We start from the raw sequence: 20522 nt of genomic DNA, 5'->3' as shown, positions 1-20522 counted from the left end.
CCAGATCAAAACACGGAGTGAATATGTCTGATAAGTTATTGGATGTACTAATAGTTGGAGCAGGGCCTGTTGGTTTATTTTGTGCAAACGAGCTGACTCGTCAAGGTTTGAGTTGTCGGATCATTGATAAAAAGTCAGCACTTAGTGATAAATCTAAGGCATTGGCCATTCATATTCGAACACTTGATCTGCTTAGGGATTGTGGTTTCCTTGACGAAGTACTCATCCAGGGACAAAAAGTAGATGGAGTTTTGTTTAAGTCTAAGGGAAAAGAATTAATCCACGCGACCTATGCACATGTTGAAGCTGATTATCATTTTGTGATTGATCTTCCTCAAAGCAAAACGGAGCACATTTTTCATCAGGGGTTAGTTGATCGAGGTTTGCATGTTGAATGGCAAACTGAATTAACTGAAATCGAAGAAACAGCAAACCATACCGTTTCTACTATAACACAAGCTGATGGCAGCATTGAAAAAGTACAATCACACTGGATTATTGCTTGCGATGGTTCGCACAGTACGCTAAGAAAATTAGTTAATGCTGAATTTTTAGGCTCTTCTTTTAAACAAACTTGGTGGCTGGCTGATCTGCTTATTGATTGGGAACTCCCGGAGAATAAATTTATTATCTACGTAAGTGATGAAGGACCTGCTGCGTGTTTCCCAATGGGAGACAAACGTTATCGTTTGGTAATGACTGCGCCTGAAAAAGTCATGCATCAATCCCCCACAATCGAAGACATCATTCGCGTCTTTAAAGCGCGCTGTACAGATCCTGCAACATTACATGATCCAGTTTGGATCAGTCAATTTGGTATTGATCACAAGCAAATCGAAAACTATCGTTATGGGCGAGTATTTTTTGCTGGGGACTCCGCTCATGTTCATAGTCCTATGGGTGGGCAAGGATTAAATACCGGATTACAAGATATTTATAATCTCGCTTGGAAATTAGCACTGGTTCAAAAAGGACTGGCAAGCGATGCGTTACTGGATAGTTATCATCGCGAACGTCATCCAATTGCTGCGGGGGTATTAAAAGATACTGGAGTAATGACTCGTTTGATTATGATGAGTAATCCGGTGATGATTTTTTTACGTAATTTCCTATTAAAGATGGCCATGTCATTCGACGCAGTTAAAAATTTTGTCATGTATAATCTTGCTGAGTTGTCGGTGAGCTATGCGAACAGTCCTATAGTCAAAGTATTGGGTGAAAAAACCCAATTCAAAATAGGTGGATTTCTCATTAATTCTCCTTTTATTGACGCAAAAAGCAAAGAAAAAAAGGAATTGCAGCAAATTACTCAAGGAACGCTGCATCATTTATTTTTATTTATGGGACTGGAACCTGACAATAATAACCAACGGTTGGTTTTCTCTGAACTTGCAAGGGCTGTTACGCAGCAATTTAAAGGTTTAATCAAGACTCATATTATACTGCCTCAATCTGAAATGACTGCAGTTGATGAAGAGATTTCCATCTTGATTGATGAAAATCAAAAGATGCATCAACGATTTAAAATTGATCGACCTACTGCTGTATTGGTTCGTCCAGATAAATATATAGGTTTAACTCAGATGCCGGTGAATAAGGAGGAATTAATCAAGTATATGGAAAATTCCTATCTTCTTACGAACGCTAAAGGATGAGCCAAAAGAGTAAGCACGAAGACTTAAATCAAAATGATTCTTGATGATCTTTGGGTGTTGTATATAATTTGCGGCCATATTTTTGTTAATTTAGGACTTTTAATCGCCGCTTGCAGCAAATACCACAATAGAGAAATAAGCAGCCGAAGTTTTATTCAGGATAATAGGAATGAATTTGTTTTAAAGGAGGTGAACCAAGAAGAGAGTGTGATGGGTATTTTTTATTCTTTGTGAATCAATAGAGGGCAATATGTTTCTCAAAGTGTGCAATAGGTTGTAATCAATTTAAAAATAGAATAAAAATTGCTACATGCATTATAAGTTTTATTGCATCGACAGTGAAAATGGTCACAATGCGATAAAGAAAATTAAATCCCTTATCTAAGTCACAAACCATCCTAACACACTATGGACTGTTACATGCGGATAGGGAAATTTCTAACGTACGCTTTATCATACGATTTAAAAGATACAGTAGTGAATATATTACTGGTTATTACGCTAAAAAATTGAATAAAAATAATGAGCAATGGATTAAATACCTTATGAAAAAATTACTGGCGTGTTGGTTTTTGGGTCTTGTCTGTTCAGTGAGCGGTTTTGCTGCTCCAAGCGATGCAGAACTGATTAAAAAATTAAATGCTATTGAAAAAAACTCAAATACAGTCATGGGGATTACTGCCATTTATATAGAAAAAAATAAAGTAATTGCACATAATAGCAATCAGCGTTTCTTCATGGCCAGTACAATCAAATTACCTATTGCGATGGCTTTTTTACACCGCGTTGATGAGAAAAAAGACTCTTTAAATCGTGTAATTAAAATGGATGCACGTAATTCGGTTCCTGGCTCTGGGGCACTTCATTATTTATTCGAAAAGAAAAAATTGAATATTTCTTTGAAACAAATCTTGATGCATACCCTCAAAAATAGTGATAACAGTGCAAGTGATGCATTATTACAGGCTGCTAATGGTCCTAAATATGTAGCACAGCGTATGAGTGCGCTTGGTTTAAACAATATTTTTATTAATCGCTCCATTATGGAAATGTTTGTGGATACAAATCATGTGGATCGTTCCTTTTTAACAAAACGCCAGCCGGTATATTCTTGGCAAAAAATATCGAATCGTGTTCCTTTGAAAGAAAAGCAGCAAGCTTGGCAGCGTTTTGAAAAGGACATCCGCGATACCACCACACCTAATGATATGGCAAAATTGTTGGTTAAATTATATAAAAAACAAGCACTTTCAGAATCAAGTACTAATCTTCTTATGAACATCATGGAGCAATGCCGAACTGGTCGCAGTAGAATAAAAGGATTATTGCCTTCCAATGTTAAAGTAGCCCATAAAACAGGAACATGGTCTATTTATGAGCGGGACTATTTAAGATACCCTGGGTCGAAAAAACTGTATCGTTTCGTGAGTGACGTTGGCATTATTACTTTACCCAATAATAAAGGCCATGTTGCAATTGCAGTATATGTTAAATCGAAATCAGCCAGTGATTATCCACGCAGTCGCGCCATCGCGCTTGCAAGTCGTGCTATTTATGACCATTTTATGAAGTCATGATTTGGGACACGCTGAATGTGGCCAGGGCAAAAACCTAACCGAGGTTATTTGCTGTGATTCCAAGTGCTACGAAAATTTTCTCTTGTTGTATATGCTACAGCGTGGGATGTTCTTGCTAAGTCCGGTTTAGTGGGCCTTTTTTCATCTTTTGTGTTGCAATTATCCCAATTTTTCTTAAAAAAACTTAATGAATACATGACCTGGAAAACTCTTGCCATTTCGTATACTCTGTCAAAAAAATAAATTTGCAGACAAGGAGGTTGAGGTGAATCGTCGTTTGATTTTGATTTTTAGTGGACTCATCTATTTTTTCATGAGTTTTGGTTTATATGCTCAATTACCTTGCTACTACCAGGAATTAACTGCTGATGAAAAGCGTGATCTATTATGGGCTGAAATTACCTCAAGCCATGAAGAGGATCCCTTACCCCAGCTTACCGGCAATAGTTTTAATGAAGTGCTCGAAAAATTAAAAGGATTGTTTAACCTAAGCCCTACATTTGATACTGCCAGTGATGAAATTCCTGAAGGACGAGTAAAAATCATTCACGCCAATGGTTCAGTAGGAAAAATTGCTTTAATTCCCTCACCAGATCATCCCTTCACAGGTATTTATCAGACGGGGGGAATAGGCATAGCACGTCTTTCGTTAGCAACTCCTCCAGCTGATGATACTTATATTCCTGGCATGGCGATTAAATTTTTAATCACAGAGCATCCTTCTTTAAATTTGCAAGTGATGAATTTGCTTGAGGGACAACAAGGCAATTGGAATTATTTTGCGAAAGATTTTTCGAACCAAATACCTCATCCTACCAGTTGGACCTTGAGTGCTATTGAGAAAATATTTGAATGGACTCGCGACCCGGCGAATAATCTTCCTTTATGGCATTTAGCAGCTTGGACGAGTGATGGAAAATTTGATGGAATCCCTGTGTTCCCTGAGCGGATCTATTTTCGACCAACGAGCCTGGTTAAGGATTTAATCCCTGAAAATTCACGAGAAGACTTCAGAATCTCTTTGGCACAAGTACCCATGGGCCCAATCTATGAAGTCTATGGAGAATATCAAGGTATCGAGTATCGTATAGGGACATTAATGTTGGAAAGTCCTTTATTGGCTTCCAATTACGGTGATAAGAAATTATTTTTCCAGCACCAACGATAATTCAGTATCCATTAGGTCTTGATCTATATTGATCATAGGTCAAGACTACCTTATCTTCTTCGTTTTCTGGCCTGATAATTAATTCTCTCGGGCCGGGTTGCGTTGTTGGTGTATTTAATTCCACGGATGAAGTGAAGCACTGCTCTATAGGTTTTCCAAGAAGGCCTAATTTTTTTATACTCTCATTGAGATCCACGCTGGGTGTTTTTTGTTTATTGTGCGCTTCAAATGCCAAGCTGCGTTCGTCTGAGTCAAACACTTTATATCTTAAAACTTCTCGAAGATAGGATTCTGATGGTGTTGTATCCATGCTTGTATTGTGATTCTCTTTGATAAAGCGAACTGCTTTGTTAATCTGTCCCTCTTCATTTTTTCGCGAATCTTTGCCGCAAAGGGTATCCAGGTTATAAATGTGCGGCAGAAGACTTTGAAAACCATCGTGACCATGAACATAAGTAATAGAGTATCCTTTGTGAGTCGCAGGTCTTGCCATCTCGCTTTCTTTAGCGTCATCCCAACGGTTCCATAAAAGATGAATTAAAGGCCATGCTGTTCTTTCTTGTTCTGACATATTGGTCCTGTCATGAATTGCATCCGTATGAAAAAGTGAATGCATGACATTGTTATCAATGAAGAATTGAAATTGATGATTAATCTGATCAATGGTTTCCGCTAAAGCATTCGCCGTGGAATCATCATAATTTACTCCAACACGTGCTGCCAGCAATTGAATGGTATCGAAACGAAACGGAGCGTGGCTAAATAAAGTTATACCCTTTTCATTGAGTGTATAATCCAATATCTTAAGTGAGGGTTTATAGCTTTCGTTGATTAACTGGGTTAACTCCTCATGGCGAATAATATCATGCTCAAGTAACAGTTTAAGTCCCCAAAAAGAAGGAATTTGTACCTCACCAATATATCCTGGGGGAATAAAGGATTGCCCCGCCGTGAATTGTTCAAAAGCATAAATAAACTCGCTGCTATGGTTTGAAATCAAAACATTTAATGGGCAATGGTTTCGACGAAGCATACTAAGAATTCTAAAGGTGAAATAATCGCAATTTCCGCGATCAGCTACTTCATCTCCAATAAGGCGAATCAGGGTTTGATTATCGTGGATTTCTAATTGGGACATGAAATCATTAAATTGGCTAACACAGTAAGCCAGCTTCTCTTTGGGTTCAGATAATTTTTGTTTTAACTTCTGTTGCTCCTCTTCAGCGGCTTGTAGCTTGATTAGGGCTTGAGACAAGGTGTTCAGTGTTTGAGTTTTAGCAGTTGTTGCGGTGATTATTTGTTTCTCTAGATTGGCAATTCGTTCTTGAGCATTATCTATTTTGATTTGTGTAAATTGTAAGAGCGTACGGTTTTCCAAATATTCCTCAAGAAGCGCCCCGTACTGCTCATAAAGCGTTACAAATTGTTGATAAGCTGCCTCAACATTCTTAATTTTATGGTTGAATTGAATGATTTGATGGCGAAAAAGAAAATGAATGAGTTTGATTGGATTGCCATGTAAATCGCCAAGAGTAATTGAACCTAAATTGGATTCCAGTTCATCAGGAAATTTATAAATATCAACATGTTTATTTATAAGACGGTAGGTCATTCCTTAACCTAAATGGAGCGATTTTCATAACAAACATAATGGATTCAATCAAAAATATCAATCAAGACCATGTAAATCACCCCTGAGGACGGGCAAATATAATCACCTGTAGTGGTTAAAATTTTTCAGGGCGTTTCACTTCCTTGTCATTTTATAAAAAGAAGTATTAAATTTAAAAATGAAAGGCAGGCAATAACGACAAAGGTCAAAATCATCCCACGGACACGAAATTTAAGGGGATGCTCTTTGGTAAGAAACGCATAAGCATGAAAGATTCGTCCCAAGATAAACAAAAAAATCAAAGCTAAAAGCACCATCCAGTTGGCTTTATTTGCTTCTGCACAAAAGAGTAAGATCAGTGTAAACGGAACATACTCAACAAAATTGCCGTGCGCTCTTATTGCCATTTCCAAATCAACAAACTCTTTGCTTCCTACTCGCACTTTATATTTTCGACGTAAGGTAATAACACGTGCTGAAAGATAGATATAGGCAAAGGCTAACAGGGAGCCGGTTACGGTTGTCATTGGATACATTTTATTCTCCTAATCAATAGGGCGACTCATTCGTTGTCACAGAATTTAGTTTCATTACAAAATCATCAAAGCAAAGCTGCACCTCATGGAAAAACAGTAACCAAGGACAATGACCTGCGTTGCTAATTATTTTATGGATACAATTTTTGTCTTGGAATTTTTCATTGTTCATAAAAATTAGGGGCGGACAAATAAAGTCATTCTCACTGGCAATGGTCATGGTGGGTATTGTTTCTGGAAACCATTTACATGAATAATCCGGATAAAAATGTTCAATGGCATAATGATAAGCAGTATTATTAAAGGCAAAAAGAGGCATGATTTTTTCTCCTTCCACCAATTCTTCCGCGGTAAAACAGTAATGTTTATAGGTATTCCAAAACATTTTATATGCCTCATCCGAAGGTGCCAAATGATACTGGCTGGCGGGAGGAAGTAAATCAGGTAAATGGTGTTGCTGTTGCATGGAACTCACATGCTGAAAAAAACTGTTTTCGGTGGTGGTATTCATTAATACCAGACCTGTCAGATAATGTTTTAGTTCCGGCAAATTTAATGCAAACATCCCGGAAAAGCTGTGGGTGACTAATACCGGTTTAGGAAAGTCTTTTAATAAATCAATTAAACCCTCTTGCCAATACTTGATATCAAGTTTTCCTTGAGTATTGATGCCATCTTGCGGGAAATCTAATAGAAAAATAGATCCAGGCAACTGCAACCTACTGCATAAGTTATTGAGGTACTCAGAGCCCAAACCAGGACCACCGGGTAAGAATAACCAGCTGCATCCAGGACTTTCGGTGATTTGTTTTACTTTATAACCATATTTTGTGTGTTGCATGGGGGAATCACTACTTTTTATTCAGTTATTAATCATAACACACAGCCTAGTTGAATTAATGCGTCGTTAGCATTTATAGTGGGTTAAGTCGTTTCCATTTAACTAAACTAGGCACAAAAGCCGGACTACTAAACCAGGTGAGGGTATGATGAAAAAAACATATTATATTGTTTTTTTATTCAGTTTTTTTTTAGCTTCGGCTCATGTGCATGCGAATTATTTGCGATACAGCGGTAAATGCCAATTTTCTCTGACTCGGGATCGTTATGCTTATTGTTTAGAGAAAGAAATGGTTTTTTATGACAACGAATTTAAAAGTATTTATAGTAATTTACCTCCCCAAGCATCCATACTTGCCTCTGAAGCATTAGCAACACAAATTATTGAACCTAATTGTGACGCAATTGCACAAAAAATTGGTGCTGGTTTGGAATATCATATTGCTTTTCGCACCTGTATGATTTACATCTCCAAAGAAAAGATCGCTTGCATTAGGAGATTTGTTCCTTGCCGAATATGTTGGGGGAGTAAGTGGGCCAATGCGATAAAAAAACCTTTATTATTCCTGGAAGGAGTTTCGATTAATATATCGGATCCCACTTGAGAAAATGTCCCCGTCTTCCCCCTTTGAGGGAGACGGGACATTGATTAGTTTGTTGGTGTGGGTTTTGAGGCAACAGCATTATCAGCACAATTATCAGCAATGCTATCTATTTCATCGCTATATTGTTTATCAGTCATATCATTTGATCTTTTGAGCAGATCCACTAGCTTGGGCTTAGCGCATTCACAATAGGCACTAATTAATTTCTTATCCTCATCTGTTTGTTTGGGATCAACGAGATTCCATCTGTCTTGGCAAAAATCAGCTACGTCGCTGTCTTTTGCTTTACTCAATCCTACTTCATCCTCCAACGAATCCATTGCATCATGCAGCAGGGTTCTTGACATGCAGAGATGGACTGCTTTTTGAACTGCGGCATCATTGTCTAAAGGTTGTTTGGCAGCACAACCACAATATTTTTCGCCAAAATTTTTAAAGTCTACTTTATCTTTTGCTTCATCTGCTTTTTTCATCCAAGCATTAGTACAAAGCGTTTGAAAGTCTCCGCCACCTGCCGTATCTGCTGCATAAGTTGGTAAAGCAAATATAAGGGAAAGAACAGGAATAGCCATTCTTTTGAAAAAATTCATAATTTATCACTCCTTTGATTTAATAGTACTCCTTCCTCATTGAGGATAACGAATGTTTTTTGGGTTATCCACAATATTTGAAAAAATTTAGTTTTTGCTGCCTTTTTGGATAGAATGAAACTTTTTAAAGGAACGATCATCATCATGACGGCAGTAGAAAAACATTGGTCTCGAGTGGAGTACCTGCACAAGAATGTCAAGAATCGCAACATTCATATTAAAGGCACCCACAGTTACTACAGTGATGCATGGACAGGGAGTTTTGAGGAAACGGTCGTCAGGTATCTCTATGGAGATGAGTTCAGTTTAAAAAATTGGCAGCCACAATGGAATATTGACCAACTCTTTATTGGGGATTATGTCTGTATTGCGGCTGAGGTAATTATTATGTTGGGAGGGAATCATAATCACCGTGCGGATTGGTTTTGCTTGTATCCTTTTGCAGACAATTATGTACAAGCATACCAAGGCAAGGGGGATACAATCATTCATGATGGCGTGTGGCTTGGCATGCGCTCCATGATTATGCCGGGTATCACCATTGGTGAGGGAGCGATTATCGCAGCCAATAGTGTGGTGACAAAAGATGTTGAACCTTACAGTATTGTTGCCGGTAGCCCTGCTAAATTGGTTAAAAAACGTTTTGACGACACGGTGATTCAACGCCTTCTTCGCTTGGGTATCTATGGGTGGGATGAAGAGAAATTTAATCGCTTGCAGCAGTATATTTGTAGTAATGATATAGCTGCCCTCGAAGAGCAAAGCAGGAATTATGATGCCTTAGATTAGGGTGTTTTTCCAGGTGAGAATGCAGATTATGGCAGAAAGTGAAGGCTGGATGGAACCAGCCTGAATGAGGTTAGGTACCTTAGTTACATACGGCTTTTATTGGTTGAGTGGCTAAATTCGTGACCTGAGCTTTGGCTCCAGGATCTGCTGCTATGGGAATTTGTTGTAGGTTGGTTAAAGCAGAAACTAAAGAATCACCTTGTTTCAGGCTCGTTCCATTGAACATACCTTTTCCACTAATCACCTGAATGGAAATATAATTTTTTGCGCTTGCCACCGCATGTATTTCACATAACAAAGAAAGTGTCTGTTTGTTCGTATTGGCCAAAACAGCAGGTTTATTGGGTTCAAGATAGATTTCGATGGGGGCAGAAAAAACGGAAGTGCTCATTAAAACCAGAACACAAGAGAATAATTTAGTAATAAATCGATACATAATTGTCCTTTTTTATTATTTTTATCGAATAAAAATAGATGATTTTTTTTGCAGCCTTTATTATCATGCAATCAATAACAGAAATAAAGAATCCAAGATAAGTCAGCGTAACCTCTATGTGATACAAAAGGATGAGGTAATGAAGAGCACTATAAAAATGAACGACTTATTGGTGTTCTCTCTGAGAATCAGTGCCACATTGCGGCGGCACTTCAATTGGTTTCGGGCGCAATAAATTCAGTCTGAAAATAACCATTTATCCTTTTACAATTTTGCCAGTACGTCCTTGTTCCACCACATCAGGATCGCAGGCCTCGCCATGAAGCAATTTAGTGATCTCTCTGATTTTCTCAGTTTTGGTACGTCCCTGGCAAAAAAATAAATAATCATGGATACGACGTTCAAACCAACGACCCTTAAGCATTTCTTTATGTTGCTCCAGCCTTTCTTTTTGAGCAGGGGTCAGGCTATAAGTTTTTAACTTGCTGTTGGGTTGAGATGGAGGAGCCGATTTATGGGATATGGTTTCAACAGGAACCTTCGCGGTCTCCTGTTGAAATGGCACTAAATTTTTATTTATTAAATGAAGTGGAATAATTTGGGTGTTTCCAAAAATACCTTCTTTTGGAGGAGTAAAAAGTGACAAACTCATACTATTAAAATCATTAAATGTATGCAGAGTAATCTGAACTGAATGAATTTTACCCAGATCATATACCCAACCCCTGTTGGTTTTTTTCTTGTCTAGAATGGGAATTGGTGTCCATTGGTTATTATCTAAATGATAAAACTCGGGCACTCCTTTCTCGTTAGTTCCCCATTTATAATAATTTGCAATTAGCTGATCAGCGTAATAGTGAAACATCTTCATGATCCCAGGTTTTGATTATTTTACATACTATCAATCTATTATTAACAAAGTCTTAAATATTATCGAATAGATAAGATTTATTATCGCACACTCATTATTTTTATTAATCGATTTTTTTTATTGAGTAACGAGTTGTCAGTTCATGATAGCCAGGATTGAAAAGTGAAAAATACCATGTAAGAATCTTGTGTGAACATTTTGGACCTAAATTGTTAAAGGATGATCAAATGCTCAAAAAACTTCTTATCAGTACTTCACTGTTACTATGTTCTCTTTCTGCATACAGCATGCCTGAAGAGGAGAAAGCTTATCTTGCCAATCAATGTCATGAATTATCGCAAAAAATTGACGAATTAAGTACGAATCAAACAAACCCTTGTTCCTCTTTGATGCAAGAGTCTGCCCGATTAGTAGAGCATGGCGGGCAATTCATATTAAAAGAATACTGGTTTAATGCCAGAACGAATTTGCATCGTTCTTACAGGCTGTTAGGGGATGCAAATCATATGAACTGTAAAACTGCCTCAGCAATTTTAGCTGCTCGAAAAGGCATTGATGACATTCTAGAGCAGCTGTATGGTCTAGAATAGATCTTGGTAAGGACTGATCTCTGACAAAAGGAAAAGCAAAATGAAAGTTATCGTAGTTGGTGGAACTGGAACAATAGGTGATGCAGTTTGTGAAGAATTAGCTCAACGCCACACGGTAATTACAGTGGGGCATACGAGGGGTGATTTTCAAGTTGACATTCGAGATACCCGTTCGATTGAATTACTTTACCAATCAATCGGTTCGTTCGATGCCGTTGTTGCTGTAACCGGAGAAGTATGTTTTGAAGCATTAACCAAATTTTCTGAGGAACAATATACTTTAGGTCTGAATAGTAAATTAATGGGGCAAGTGCGACTGGTGTTAGAGGGGATAAAATACATCAATAAAGGGGGATCATTTACTTTAACTAGTGGTATTTTAAGTCATGATCCAATCCCTATGGGTACCTCTGCAGCCATGGTCAATGGCGCGATTGATTCATTTGTAAAAAGTGCGGCGATTGAATTACCTCATCATATTCGTATTAATGCGGTAAGCCCTACTGTTCTCTCAGAATCAATGAATCGATATGCTCCTTTTTTTCGCGGATTTGAATCGGTACCCGCACGTCGCGTTGCTTTGGCGTTTAGTAAAAGCGTTGAGGGTGCACAAACGGGTATGGTTTATTCTGTTGAATAAAACGTTAGCAGCAGTAAAACATTTAAGGAATGGCTTTTAAAATGAAGATTGGAATACTCGGCTTTATTATTTTTTCCTCGGTATTTGCCGCAAAAATTAGTGCAGCTGTTCCTGCTGATTTGATGTTCCATAATCAACCCATTGATGCGCTATGTTTTTTTAACTCCGAAGGCAATGAAATTGATCTGGAAGACTGTGGATTAGCGAAAGCTAAATATGCTGTAAAAGGACATAATTCCAGTTTAATTGCTAAAGGGTATATAGGCTATAATTGGCAAGATCCTGAATATCCAGGTCCAGCAGAAGGATATAGTTATTATAAATTTTTTAATGCTGGAAATAATGAGTATTGGCTTTACACCATCAATAGCGGCGGGGGTACCGGAGACTTCACTACCCTCTATAAGGTAAAGAGAAAAAATACCCGAACGTTAGAAATCGAAATGCTGGTTGGTGGTGATCGTTGTAATGGTGGCGTACAAGATGTATCAGTAGTAAATAATCACTTAAGTTTTAGCCAAAACCTGACCGCCTATGATCTTATTGCATTATCTAAGACATCTGATTTAAAAGTTAAAGCGTATGATGATTTGGCGGCTTGTGCCATTTGTTGTGTTGCAAAAGCATATTATGAGCTGAACTCCAATGCGCAGTTGCAGTTGAATTTTGTTGATTTAGAACATGCTAAAGACATGCAAGAAATGACTGAGCAAGGAACACTCCAGCCATGTTTTAATCAACTATTTGCTTCTTATAATGCTGAAGGTAAAAATAAGTTAACGCAAAACATGCTCGATGAATTCGTCGCGAAATTTAAGCAAACCTGTAAGAAGGCTGATTAAAATAATTGAAGCTTTGGCAACACATTCAATTTTTTAAGAAGCGAGTGGACTGACGTAATAAGCATAGGGCTTTTACGTCTCTCAACTAGTTGAGAATTTTGCCACTAGGATCCTTAATAATTTTCTTTCCATCAGGATTCACTTGAACTGATGAACCGTCGGTGTTCGTGATGAGCTTGGTTCCATCGGGTTTATAGATTACAGACGAATGATCCACGTTAGTTACAATTTTGGTTCCATCGGGCTTAGTTTGAACTGAGGAGCCATCCGCATTCGTCACAATTTGAGTGCCATCGGATTTGGTCACTACAGATGAGCCATCTGGATTTTTTATTAGGATAGGTTGGGCTGCAAAAGAGGTGATGCTCAAACAATCTAGAAATAAAAAGATGATGATTAAACTAAAAAAGTATTTTTTTATTTGAGACCAATCAAAGTAATGAGCATTCATATTAATTCTTCCCTGACACAAATTATTTATAAGTATAGTCATTAAAGAGGTTGAGAGTTAATTTTTTATCATTGTGTCTAAGAATTTTCTTTTATTTTGCAAGCGACAGAAACGCTTAATTTAGGCTATGCTTATCAAATGCTGCAGCACGAATATTGTGGCCTAGAATTGTCTAGGAGAGTAGGAAGTATGAGTTATTTTAATGCAAAAGACCCAATCGGTGAGACTCAGGATTGTCCCAAGCAAATCAGCGTGGAGTTGATTCCGAGAACAGTGGATCTTGGTGGATTTGAAGTAAAACGTATATTACCTGCTAAAGAAAGAAGAACGGTGGGGCCTTTTGTTTTCTGGGATCAAGCAGGTCCTAGTGAACTGTACACGGGAAAGGGGATTGATGTACGCCCACACCCTCATATTGGTTTATCAACGATGACTTATTTATTCTCGGGTCGATTGGAGCATCGAGATACTCTTGGAAGCCATCAAATTATTGTTCCAGGTGAGGTCAACTTAATGACTGCTGGACGAGGAATTGCTCATTCAGAGCGTTCGCCGCAACAGGACCGTTTTTATCCACAACATTTTTTTGGCATTCAATGTTGGCTTGCATTACCTCTTAATAAAGAAGAAACGAATCCTTCATTTACACATTATGATAAAAGCGTAATCCCTGCTCATAATGATAAGAGAATGCATTTTCGAGTCATTGCTGGGGAGTGGATGGGACTTAAATCTTCTGTGATGACTCAAACCGATGCACTTTTTGTTGAATGCAAGTTGGAGGCACATTCTGAGTGGATCATTCCACCTACCGTAGAAGAACGCGCAATTCATCTTTTAAGTGGTAAGATAATCATTGACAATATAATCTATAATGCCACACAGATGTTAGTTCTTAAGCCTGGAGCTGAGCTCAAAGTGGTGGCGGATTCTGAGGTGCATCTGATTATTCTGGGAGGTGCTGCCTTAGAGGAAAGACGCTACGTGTGGTGGAATTTTGTGTCCAGTTCGAGAGAACGAATTGAGCAAGCGAAACTGGATTGGAAAGAAGGAATGTTTGGGAAAATACCTGGTGATGAAAAAGAATTTATCCCTTTGCCAGAGTAGGGGCCTTCACATCCATTAAGTGAAATACATTTCCCTCCTCCCCGTGGGGAGGAGGGGCTCTTTAGGGCGGATGAGGGTGTTGAGTGGGTTCATGAACCCTCACCCCAGCCTACTGGGAGAGAGGTGATTCGTTGTCACTTAATGGCTGTGAGTCTTGCCCTCAATATTGCGATGCTTTGTTAACGTAAACGTTTATACACTTAATCTTATCAAAAAGGACCTTGAAATGAAAAAGTCGGATCAAGAAACTCAATATCTCAAAGATGGCGTCATCAAAACAAAATTAACCGGTTATAATCTGCTCAATAACTCCAGATTAAATAAAGGCACTGCGTTTACTAATGCTGAAAGGGATAGTTTCGCACTTCATGGTTTATTACCGCCCCAAGTAAGTACCTTACAGGAACAGCAAAAACGTCGTCATGATGGATTGACGGCATTGCCAACCCCGTTAGAAAAATACAGCTTTTTGCGCGATCTGCAAGATAACAATGAAACCCTTTTTTATTCATTGATCATTAACAATATCGAGGAAATGCTCCCAATCGTTTATACCCCTGTAGTTGGGGAGGGATGTCAAAAGTTCAGTGAAGTATTTCGTAAGCCTCGCGGTCTATTTCTTAGTTATCCCAATAAGAACCTGATTGATAAAATCTTTTCTCATCCACGTTATGACTTGATTAAATGTATTGTCGTCAGTGACGGTGAACGTATTCTTGGCCTTGGTGATCAAGGTGCAGGTGGAATGGGAATCCCGATTGGTAAAATGGCACTGTACACTGCTTTGGCTGGTATTCCACCTCAATATTGTTTACCCATTTTACTGGATGTAGGAACAGACAATGAAGAACGATTGGCCGATCCGCTTTATATTGGCTGGCGGCATAAGCGAATTCGCGGTGCTGAGTATGATGAATTTGTTGATGCATTTATATCCGCAGTAAAACGTCGTTGGCCACATGTTCTACTGCAATGGGAGGATTTCGCTGGTGCAAATGCGGCTCGTTTGTTGAGCCGGTATCGAGACAAACTATGTACTTTTAATGATGATATCCAGGGAACTGCTGCAATGGCGACAGGTACACTGCTTTCCGCTATTAATGTCACTGGAATTCCACTCAAGGATCAAAAAATTGTGTTCCTTGGTTTTGGGGGAACTGGCCATGGAATTGCGCAATTAATACGCGGTGCTCTTAAGGGGGCAGGATTAAGCGATGAAGAAGCTGGAGATCGCATCTATGCTGTAGATAGATATGGCCTTCTGGTCGAAGGCGGTAAAGGATTGACAGATGATCAGGCCGCTTTTGCTCGCAAACGTTCCGAAGTCGCTGGATGGCAAGTCAGTAACCGTGAGGAAATTAGCTTGCTGGATGTCGTTCGTAATGTAAAACCTACCGCATTAATCGGGGTTTCGGCGCAACAAGGTGCGTTTACCGAAGAAGTGGTGCGTACCATGGCTAAATACACAGACAGACCTGTTATTTTCCCTCTCTCTAATCCAACCTCTCATAGTGAGGCAGTGCCACAAGACCTTCTCACTTGGACTGATGGACGTGCTCTGATAGGAACAGGAAGTCCATTTGAACCCGTTCAGTATAATGGAAAAGTGTTTCATATTGACCAAACAAATAACTCCTACATCTTCCCAGGATTAGCATTAGGTATCATCTCAGCAAAAGCAAAACGTGTTTCTGATGGCATGATCAAGGCCTCGGCGCTTGCGCTAGCAGAATGTTCTCCTGCAAGAAAAAATAAGTCGGCCAATCTTCTCCCCCCCATTGCAGATCTTCGCGCCATTAGTCTTGCGGTAGCTAAAGCCGTGGGGAAACAAGCCATTTCAGAAGGTCTGGCTGGGGTCAATGAGGCTGAGCTTGAAATTGAACTGGCTGCCAATATATGGAATCCAATTTATATCCCTTATGAATTAGCTGACTGAGCTAAATTTAAACCCTTTCAATAACGACTTGGAAAAAAGAATCCAAGTCGTACTTTTTTTATGCTCAACTAAATGTTTATATAAAAAAACATTATGGTATATATTAACTCATATTATGTATTAATACTGTGGTATCATTTTTAAAAGCGAAAGAATGGTTTCTTATGCGACGAACTGTATGAATCATGGAAAGGATGACTCAATCACAGAGGATACATAATGATAAAATCCAAGATGTCTATTGATTTAAAATGCGTTGAGGATCTATTCGCAGATAAGCTCACTTACGAAATCTCTCGTGATTATTTAATGGAATTATTAGAGGTCGGCAAATTAAACGTTTGGCAGTGGGATTTGAGCACCAATGAAGTCATTGATTTTGGTTATTCTAAATCTTTATCCGTTTTAAACCCAGACAGTGTAGTGGGACATATTGATCATTTTATAACACGACTTCATCCAGAAGATCGTGAAGAGGTTGCTAATACATTACTCGAATCTTTCGCCTATTTTGAGGATCATAAGGCGGATTTCAGGATTCAATCGATGCAAGGGCATTATGAATGGGTATCGGCCCAGAGTCGTTATATTCGCGATGCGGAGAATAATGCGATTAAAATGATTGGGACGTGGCATTTTATTACCGAACACAAAAAGAACCAGGAATTAATTAAATTACAGCAGGCAACACTCGATCGTATCTCAAGATGTTATTTTTCAGGGGAGTCTGCATCGTCATTAGCTCATGAAATCGCTCAACCCATATCAGCCCTAAACTCTTATCTTCTTGGAAGTATTTTACGTTTGCAGCAGGGCGGTAAGGAGGCAAATGAATTTATAGATGTACTTCAAAAGGCACTGGAACAAGTTGAATTAATCAATACAATTATTAAGCGGATGAAAAGTTTTGTAACTCATGGGGAACTACACTTTGAGCGAGTTAATTTGGCTTTGTTAGCCAAACAATCTGTAGTTTTGTCCAAATTGTATTCCAATTTTTCTGGAACCGTTCAATATGAAGTAGATGAAGATTTAACAGAAGTCTCTTTAGATCGAAATCAAATGCGACAGGTATTTTTAAACCTTATTAATAATGCATTTGAAGCCATGGCTGATGCACAAACAACGAACCCAATCTTGTTGATTCAAATAAAAAATAATGATGCTGAGGTACTGGTTATCATTAGGGATAATGGCCCAGGAGTTGCACAAAATGTGCTCGATAATCTACTGGCTTCATGTTATAGCACTAAGGAATATGGTTTAGGTCTTGGCTTAAGTATTTGTAGAAAAATAATTGAAGCTCATGGTGGGCATTTCAAGATAGAAAAAAACCCCTCAGGGGAGGGGACAATATGTTCTTTTAGACTGCCTAAGCAAACTTCGGGGCCTTACAATGAATAAGACCATTTATATTGTCGATGATGATGAGAATGTATTACGTGCTTTAAAATGGCTTTTTGAGTCTATGAACTTTGAAGTGAAAACCTATTTGAATGCAAAAACTTTTCTGGAACAATATAATCCGGATTATATAGGCTGTTTGATTACTGATGTGCGTATGCCAGACATGGATGGGTTAGAGCTATTTGAACGATTAAAACGGCAAAACAGCTTGCTCAAGGTAATTATTATCACAGCCTATGGAGACATACCTATGGCTGTTAAAGCGATAAAAGCGGGGGCGATTGATTTTATAACCAAGCCTATAAATGAAAGTGATTTATTAAAGCTAATTAAAAAATGCCTTGAGCATTACCCAAACCTTACCACAAATGCCATGAGCAAATATGAACTTTTAACCGAGAAAGAGCTGCACGCTCTAGAACTCATTTGGACTAATAGCTCAATAACGCTCTGATTCGATGGGTATAATCACTTAGAGAGGTTTTCATCATAAATTCCTTTAACGGCGTATCGATATCAAAATAAACAATGTTGGCTAAAAATCCATAACAACAGGCATCCAGAGCATGGATGGTAGTACCAAATATAAACTCATTAGCTTCTAAAATATGATGAATTGCCTGCAAATCCTCAATGCCTGATTGATATACCTCCTTGCTGGAGTATCTACCAATTCCTTGATAATGATATTTCTCAATATTGTATTTTCTTATCTTTTCAAGAGAGGCATCGGATAATTCAGGAAGCTGTTTTAAGAATTCCGCTTTGAATAAAGGCCAAAATTGCTCATCTTGCCAACGCGAATAGGACATAACCCAATACAAATGATTGTCTAACATGCGATTCACTAAAAAATGAGTATTTTTTTGTTCTGATGTTAAATGGTGATCCAGGTTAACGTATTGTTTTGAAAGATAATGCAGTATGTTATTACTGTCCGTAATGATGCGTCCTGCATCATCCAGATAAGGTAACTGTCCTCGCGGTGCATTCCGGGTATTAACAATATGTTCATGCTGATACTCTATTTGGGCTAATCGAAGAAAGGTATCCACCTTCAATCCAAAAGGATTGTTATCGGGTAAGCCAAAGAGTTCTGGATAGGAATACAAAATTATCATCGAAAATCTCCTTTTATTCATTAGGTGGGGCAGTAATTGAAGTCAATCTCTTCTTCTAAAAATGGAATAAGAGCGATTTTTATCGATACTGCGCATCATCCAGATGCCACTGTTCATAAGCATACATTTTTTCTGCCGCAACAATAAAGAAGCGAGTTATTTTTAGATTATTTCTCTTGATTTTACTCCTATTTAACAAAACAAAAGCATTTTTTTACAAATTACGTCTACAACTTAATATTTGTTTAATAAATAATCAGTATCATATGCAGATATTCCCTTGCATTGCTTTAAAAAGAGCACCAAAGAGTTAGGGGGGGAGACTATATGACCATTGAACTGAGTACGACAAGCCAAGATCTAATTAAAAAATTAATCGAAAGCGATTCTAAGCAAACCTCGTTGTTGCAAAATATTACAACAACGATTGATAGACAGGATTTGATACAATGGATTAAGCAAACCTCTAATACCCAGACGAGTGATAACGCATTTTTTTTAATCGCCTCATTACAAGCCTCACTATTAAAAGATTTGAATAAATCATTAAGTCCTGCTGGCGAAAAGGAGGATGATGCCACCAGTGCGGATGCGTCAGCGGCACTCAAATATGGGTTATTAGCACTGGCAGGAACAGTTTATTTTGGTTGTGAGGGATTTGACGGGATTACCGCATTCATGGGAATTTTTTCTTCAATTCCTACCGCTGTTATTTTTGCCGCTGGTACCCTATTTTCCATCCTTTCCATGGTCGTGTTTTATAGCTTTGACTTGGTGGAAATTTCCAAAAATTTAAAAATCAAAACTTCAGAAACACCCCAATTGCTTGATGTTCTACTGGAGCAATTTAAACAAATAAAAGCGCTTCGGGAACGACTTAGTAAAATTTCCGGTAAAACTAAGGACGAACTTGAAGCAGATCGTGATCTTCTTCTCATCTTGGCACGACGACATCAGGATTTAAAAGCAGCACGCGATGAGCTCAGTGCTGCTTTAGATAATCCTTACTTAAAAGCTGGGAAATACATCACCGCCGCGGTTGCCGGGGTTATCTTTTTTAGCGGTGGTTTTTTTGCCGGGCAAACTGTTGCTCTGACTATTGCAGGTTTATTCGTTGCGACCATGTCAGCAACGGCATGGCCTATTGTGGTTGCCAGTATTGCTGTCGGGTTAGCGGCACTTAGCGTGTACTGGTTTGTTGAACGTCCAGGAATTGAAAACCTAATCAGTCGTTGGCGTGGGCTCGATAAGAAAAAGATTGATAAATTATGCAAATCAGACGTTGTCGATGAAGAAAGCGCCAATTTGGAAAAAGCGATTGCTGATCTTAATACGGGCATTAGTAATCTGGTGAGAATAGAGGAATTGGAGAAAAAGGCCTCTCGTGCCGATGAGTTGGAAGCAATGGCATCTCGAGCGGCGGGATTGGAAAAAGATGTATCGCGTTTGAAGGGCGAATTGATTCTCGAGAAGCAATCGGTAGCAGCCTCTAAAAAAGAGACGCACCTATCGCCACTGCAAAGGTTTTCTCGTTTTAGAAGAACACAATCGGAAAGTAATCTTTTGGATCTTGATAGTTTTCATTCCCTTGAAGATAAGCCATCTTCTTCGGCGCTGAGCAATGTGTAGGGTGAATAGGAGCGAGTTGTAGCCTGGGTGAAGGCAAAACCGTAACCCAGGATCTTTTTCTACCATCCCCAGTCCTCCTCACCATCCCGAGCGTTGCGAGGGATCTCCTCGCTGTATCAC

The 20522-nt window shown here is 38.7% G+C and carries 21 protein-coding genes; 13 read left to right on the top strand and 8 right to left on the bottom strand.

Features of this window, described 5'->3' with window-relative positions; translation table 11 throughout:
* The first annotated feature begins 23 nt into the window (after nucleotides 1-23).
* The 3 genes from ACF8MK_RS03365 to ACF8MK_RS03355 all read left to right on the top strand — a co-directional run bounded on the left by ACF8MK_RS03365 (nucleotide 24) and on the right by ACF8MK_RS03355 (nucleotide 4400).
* Nucleotides 24-1655 carry an FAD-dependent oxidoreductase gene (locus tag ACF8MK_RS03365; RefSeq protein WP_392538161.1) on the top strand — a complete coding sequence of 544 codons (1632 nt, stop codon included), beginning with the start codon at nucleotides 24-26 and terminating at the stop codon, nucleotides 1653-1655.
* Nucleotides 1656-2200: 545 nt separating this feature from the next.
* Complete coding sequence (gene bla, locus ACF8MK_RS03360; protein ID WP_392538160.1) at nucleotides 2201-3232, top strand: class A beta-lactamase; 1032 nt, start codon at nucleotides 2201-2203, stop codon at nucleotides 3230-3232.
* A gap of 265 nt (nucleotides 3233-3497) precedes the next feature.
* Nucleotides 3498-4400, top strand: coding sequence for a hypothetical protein (locus ACF8MK_RS03355; RefSeq protein ID WP_392538159.1), 903 nt, complete (start codon nucleotides 3498-3500; stop codon nucleotides 4398-4400).
* 1 nt (nucleotide 4401) lies between these two features.
* Here the strand turns inward: ACF8MK_RS03355 and wip are convergent, their stop codons facing one another.
* From wip to ACF8MK_RS03340, 3 genes are all read right to left on the bottom strand, one after another.
* Nucleotides 4402-6012, bottom strand: coding sequence for a Dot/Icm T4SS effector Wip (gene wip, locus ACF8MK_RS03350; RefSeq protein ID WP_392538158.1), 1611 nt, complete (start codon nucleotides 6010-6012; stop codon nucleotides 4402-4404).
* A gap of 146 nt (nucleotides 6013-6158) precedes the next feature.
* Nucleotides 6159-6548 (bottom strand): MAPEG family protein, encoded by a 390-nt coding sequence (locus tag ACF8MK_RS03345; protein WP_392538157.1) that lies wholly within the window; start codon nucleotides 6546-6548, stop codon nucleotides 6159-6161.
* 13 nt (nucleotides 6549-6561) lie between these two features.
* Nucleotides 6562-7389 carry an alpha/beta hydrolase gene (locus ACF8MK_RS03340; RefSeq protein ID WP_392538156.1) on the bottom strand — a complete coding sequence of 276 codons (828 nt, stop codon included), beginning with the start codon at nucleotides 7387-7389 and terminating at the stop codon, nucleotides 6562-6564.
* Between the two features lie 145 nt (nucleotides 7390-7534).
* Here ACF8MK_RS03340 and ACF8MK_RS03335 point away from each other — a divergent pair, with 145 nt between their 5' ends.
* Nucleotides 7535-7993, top strand: coding sequence for a hypothetical protein (locus tag ACF8MK_RS03335; protein ID WP_392538155.1), 459 nt, complete (start codon nucleotides 7535-7537; stop codon nucleotides 7991-7993).
* Nucleotides 7994-8037: 44 nt separating this feature from the next.
* On the opposite strand, the gene ACF8MK_RS03330 is transcribed toward ACF8MK_RS03335, so the two are convergent.
* Nucleotides 8038-8583 (bottom strand): hypothetical protein, encoded by a 546-nt coding sequence (locus tag ACF8MK_RS03330; protein ID WP_392538154.1) that lies wholly within the window; start codon nucleotides 8581-8583, stop codon nucleotides 8038-8040.
* 114 nt (nucleotides 8584-8697) lie between these two features.
* Here ACF8MK_RS03330 and ACF8MK_RS03325 point away from each other — a divergent pair, with 114 nt between their 5' ends.
* Nucleotides 8698-9372, top strand: a complete 675-nt coding sequence (locus tag ACF8MK_RS03325; protein ID WP_392538153.1) for a CatB-related O-acetyltransferase — start codon at nucleotides 8698-8700, stop codon at nucleotides 9370-9372.
* Nucleotides 9373-9451: 79 nt separating this feature from the next.
* Here ACF8MK_RS03325 and ACF8MK_RS03320 read toward each other — a convergent pair whose 3' ends face one another.
* Entirely contained in the window at nucleotides 9452-9808 is a 357-nt protein-coding gene (locus tag ACF8MK_RS03320) for a hypothetical protein (protein ID WP_392538152.1), read from the bottom strand.
* A gap of 256 nt (nucleotides 9809-10064) precedes the next feature.
* Complete coding sequence (locus ACF8MK_RS03315) at nucleotides 10065-10673, bottom strand: hypothetical protein (protein WP_392538151.1); 609 nt, start codon at nucleotides 10671-10673, stop codon at nucleotides 10065-10067.
* 233 nt (nucleotides 10674-10906) lie between these two features.
* Between ACF8MK_RS03315 and ACF8MK_RS03310 the strand changes: the two genes are divergently transcribed.
* Genes ACF8MK_RS03310 through ACF8MK_RS03300 form a run of 3 tightly spaced genes read left to right on the top strand, consistent with a single transcriptional unit; the run spans nucleotide 10907 to nucleotide 12751 of the window.
* Nucleotides 10907-11269: a hypothetical protein gene (locus ACF8MK_RS03310; RefSeq protein WP_392538150.1), complete on the top strand. Its 363-nt coding sequence runs from the start codon at nucleotides 10907-10909 to the stop codon at nucleotides 11267-11269.
* Nucleotides 11270-11309: 40 nt separating this feature from the next.
* Nucleotides 11310-11909, top strand: coding sequence for a short chain dehydrogenase (locus tag ACF8MK_RS03305; protein ID WP_392538149.1), 600 nt, complete (start codon nucleotides 11310-11312; stop codon nucleotides 11907-11909).
* A 41-nt stretch (nucleotides 11910-11950) separates the two neighbouring features.
* Nucleotides 11951-12751, top strand: a complete 801-nt coding sequence (locus ACF8MK_RS03300) for a hypothetical protein (protein ID WP_392538148.1) — start codon at nucleotides 11951-11953, stop codon at nucleotides 12749-12751.
* A gap of 85 nt (nucleotides 12752-12836) precedes the next feature.
* Here the strand turns inward: ACF8MK_RS03300 and ACF8MK_RS03295 are convergent, their stop codons facing one another.
* Nucleotides 12837-13202, bottom strand: a complete 366-nt coding sequence (locus tag ACF8MK_RS03295) for a hypothetical protein (RefSeq protein WP_392538147.1) — start codon at nucleotides 13200-13202, stop codon at nucleotides 12837-12839.
* Nucleotides 13203-13391: 189 nt separating this feature from the next.
* Here ACF8MK_RS03295 and ACF8MK_RS03290 point away from each other — a divergent pair, with 189 nt between their 5' ends.
* From ACF8MK_RS03290 to ACF8MK_RS03275, 4 genes are all read left to right on the top strand, one after another.
* Nucleotides 13392-14309: a pirin family protein gene (locus ACF8MK_RS03290; RefSeq protein WP_392538146.1), complete on the top strand. Its 918-nt coding sequence runs from the start codon at nucleotides 13392-13394 to the stop codon at nucleotides 14307-14309.
* A gap of 226 nt (nucleotides 14310-14535) precedes the next feature.
* Nucleotides 14536-16245, top strand: a complete 1710-nt coding sequence (locus ACF8MK_RS03285; protein ID WP_392538145.1) for an NAD-dependent malic enzyme — start codon at nucleotides 14536-14538, stop codon at nucleotides 16243-16245.
* A 219-nt stretch (nucleotides 16246-16464) separates the two neighbouring features.
* Complete coding sequence (locus ACF8MK_RS03280; RefSeq protein WP_392538144.1) at nucleotides 16465-17649, top strand: sensor histidine kinase; 1185 nt, start codon at nucleotides 16465-16467, stop codon at nucleotides 17647-17649.
* Nucleotides 17642-18106, top strand: coding sequence for a response regulator transcription factor (locus ACF8MK_RS03275; RefSeq protein WP_392538143.1), 465 nt, complete (start codon nucleotides 17642-17644; stop codon nucleotides 18104-18106). Before ACF8MK_RS03280 ends, ACF8MK_RS03275 begins: the two co-directional genes overlap by 8 nt.
* On the opposite strand, the gene ACF8MK_RS03270 is transcribed toward ACF8MK_RS03275, so the two are convergent.
* Nucleotides 18084-18773 (bottom strand): glutathione S-transferase family protein, encoded by a 690-nt coding sequence (locus ACF8MK_RS03270; RefSeq protein WP_392538142.1) that lies wholly within the window; start codon nucleotides 18771-18773, stop codon nucleotides 18084-18086. The two genes, ACF8MK_RS03275 and ACF8MK_RS03270, sit on opposite strands and share 23 nt — an antisense overlap.
* A gap of 327 nt (nucleotides 18774-19100) precedes the next feature.
* Here ACF8MK_RS03270 and ACF8MK_RS03265 point away from each other — a divergent pair, with 327 nt between their 5' ends.
* Nucleotides 19101-20402, top strand: a complete 1302-nt coding sequence (locus ACF8MK_RS03265; RefSeq protein ID WP_392538141.1) for a hypothetical protein — start codon at nucleotides 19101-19103, stop codon at nucleotides 20400-20402.
* Nucleotides 20403-20522 lie beyond the last annotated feature (120 nt).

The sequence above is a fragment of the Legionella sp. 227 genome (genome assembly GCF_043161935.1).
GTDB lineage: Bacteria > Pseudomonadota > Gammaproteobacteria > Legionellales > Legionellaceae > Legionella > Legionella sheltonii.
Note: the sequence above shows the minus strand (reverse complement) of the source record. Positions and strands in the feature narration are given on the sequence as shown.

Excerpts from the sequence above, each read along its gene's own strand:
- ACF8MK_RS03365 (WP_392538161.1), top strand. The coding sequence starts at position 24 with ATGTCTGATAAGTTATTGGATGTACTAATAGTTGGAGCAGGGCCTGTT.
- bla (WP_392538160.1), top strand. The coding sequence starts at position 2,201 with ATGAAAAAATTACTGGCGTGTTGGTTTTTGGGTCTTGTCTGTTCAGTG.
- wip (WP_392538158.1), bottom strand. The coding sequence starts at position 6,012 with ATGACCTACCGTCTTATAAATAAACATGTTGATATTTATAAATTTCCT.
- ACF8MK_RS03345 (WP_392538157.1), bottom strand. The coding sequence starts at position 6,548 with ATGTATCCAATGACAACCGTAACCGGCTCCCTGTTAGCCTTTGCCTAT.
- ACF8MK_RS03340 (WP_392538156.1), bottom strand. The coding sequence starts at position 7,389 with ATGCAACACACAAAATATGGTTATAAAGTAAAACAAATCACCGAAAGT.
- ACF8MK_RS03335 (WP_392538155.1), top strand. The coding sequence starts at position 7,535 with ATGATGAAAAAAACATATTATATTGTTTTTTTATTCAGTTTTTTTTTA.
- ACF8MK_RS03330 (WP_392538154.1), bottom strand. The coding sequence starts at position 8,583 with ATGAATTTTTTCAAAAGAATGGCTATTCCTGTTCTTTCCCTTATATTT.
- ACF8MK_RS03325 (WP_392538153.1), top strand. The coding sequence starts at position 8,698 with ATGAAACTTTTTAAAGGAACGATCATCATCATGACGGCAGTAGAAAAA.
- ACF8MK_RS03320 (WP_392538152.1), bottom strand. The coding sequence starts at position 9,808 with ATGTATCGATTTATTACTAAATTATTCTCTTGTGTTCTGGTTTTAATG.
- ACF8MK_RS03315 (WP_392538151.1), bottom strand. The coding sequence starts at position 10,673 with ATGTTTCACTATTACGCTGATCAGCTAATTGCAAATTATTATAAATGG.
- ACF8MK_RS03310 (WP_392538150.1), top strand. The coding sequence starts at position 10,907 with ATGCTCAAAAAACTTCTTATCAGTACTTCACTGTTACTATGTTCTCTT.
- ACF8MK_RS03305 (WP_392538149.1), top strand. The coding sequence starts at position 11,310 with ATGAAAGTTATCGTAGTTGGTGGAACTGGAACAATAGGTGATGCAGTT.
- ACF8MK_RS03300 (WP_392538148.1), top strand. The coding sequence starts at position 11,951 with ATGAAGATTGGAATACTCGGCTTTATTATTTTTTCCTCGGTATTTGCC.
- ACF8MK_RS03295 (WP_392538147.1), bottom strand. The coding sequence starts at position 13,202 with ATGAATGCTCATTACTTTGATTGGTCTCAAATAAAAAAATACTTTTTT.
- ACF8MK_RS03290 (WP_392538146.1), top strand. The coding sequence starts at position 13,392 with ATGAGTTATTTTAATGCAAAAGACCCAATCGGTGAGACTCAGGATTGT.
- ACF8MK_RS03285 (WP_392538145.1), top strand. The coding sequence starts at position 14,536 with ATGAAAAAGTCGGATCAAGAAACTCAATATCTCAAAGATGGCGTCATC.
- ACF8MK_RS03280 (WP_392538144.1), top strand. The coding sequence starts at position 16,465 with ATGATAAAATCCAAGATGTCTATTGATTTAAAATGCGTTGAGGATCTA.
- ACF8MK_RS03275 (WP_392538143.1), top strand. The coding sequence starts at position 17,642 with ATGAATAAGACCATTTATATTGTCGATGATGATGAGAATGTATTACGT.
- ACF8MK_RS03270 (WP_392538142.1), bottom strand. The coding sequence starts at position 18,773 with ATGATAATTTTGTATTCCTATCCAGAACTCTTTGGCTTACCCGATAAC.
- ACF8MK_RS03265 (WP_392538141.1), top strand. The coding sequence starts at position 19,101 with ATGACCATTGAACTGAGTACGACAAGCCAAGATCTAATTAAAAAATTA.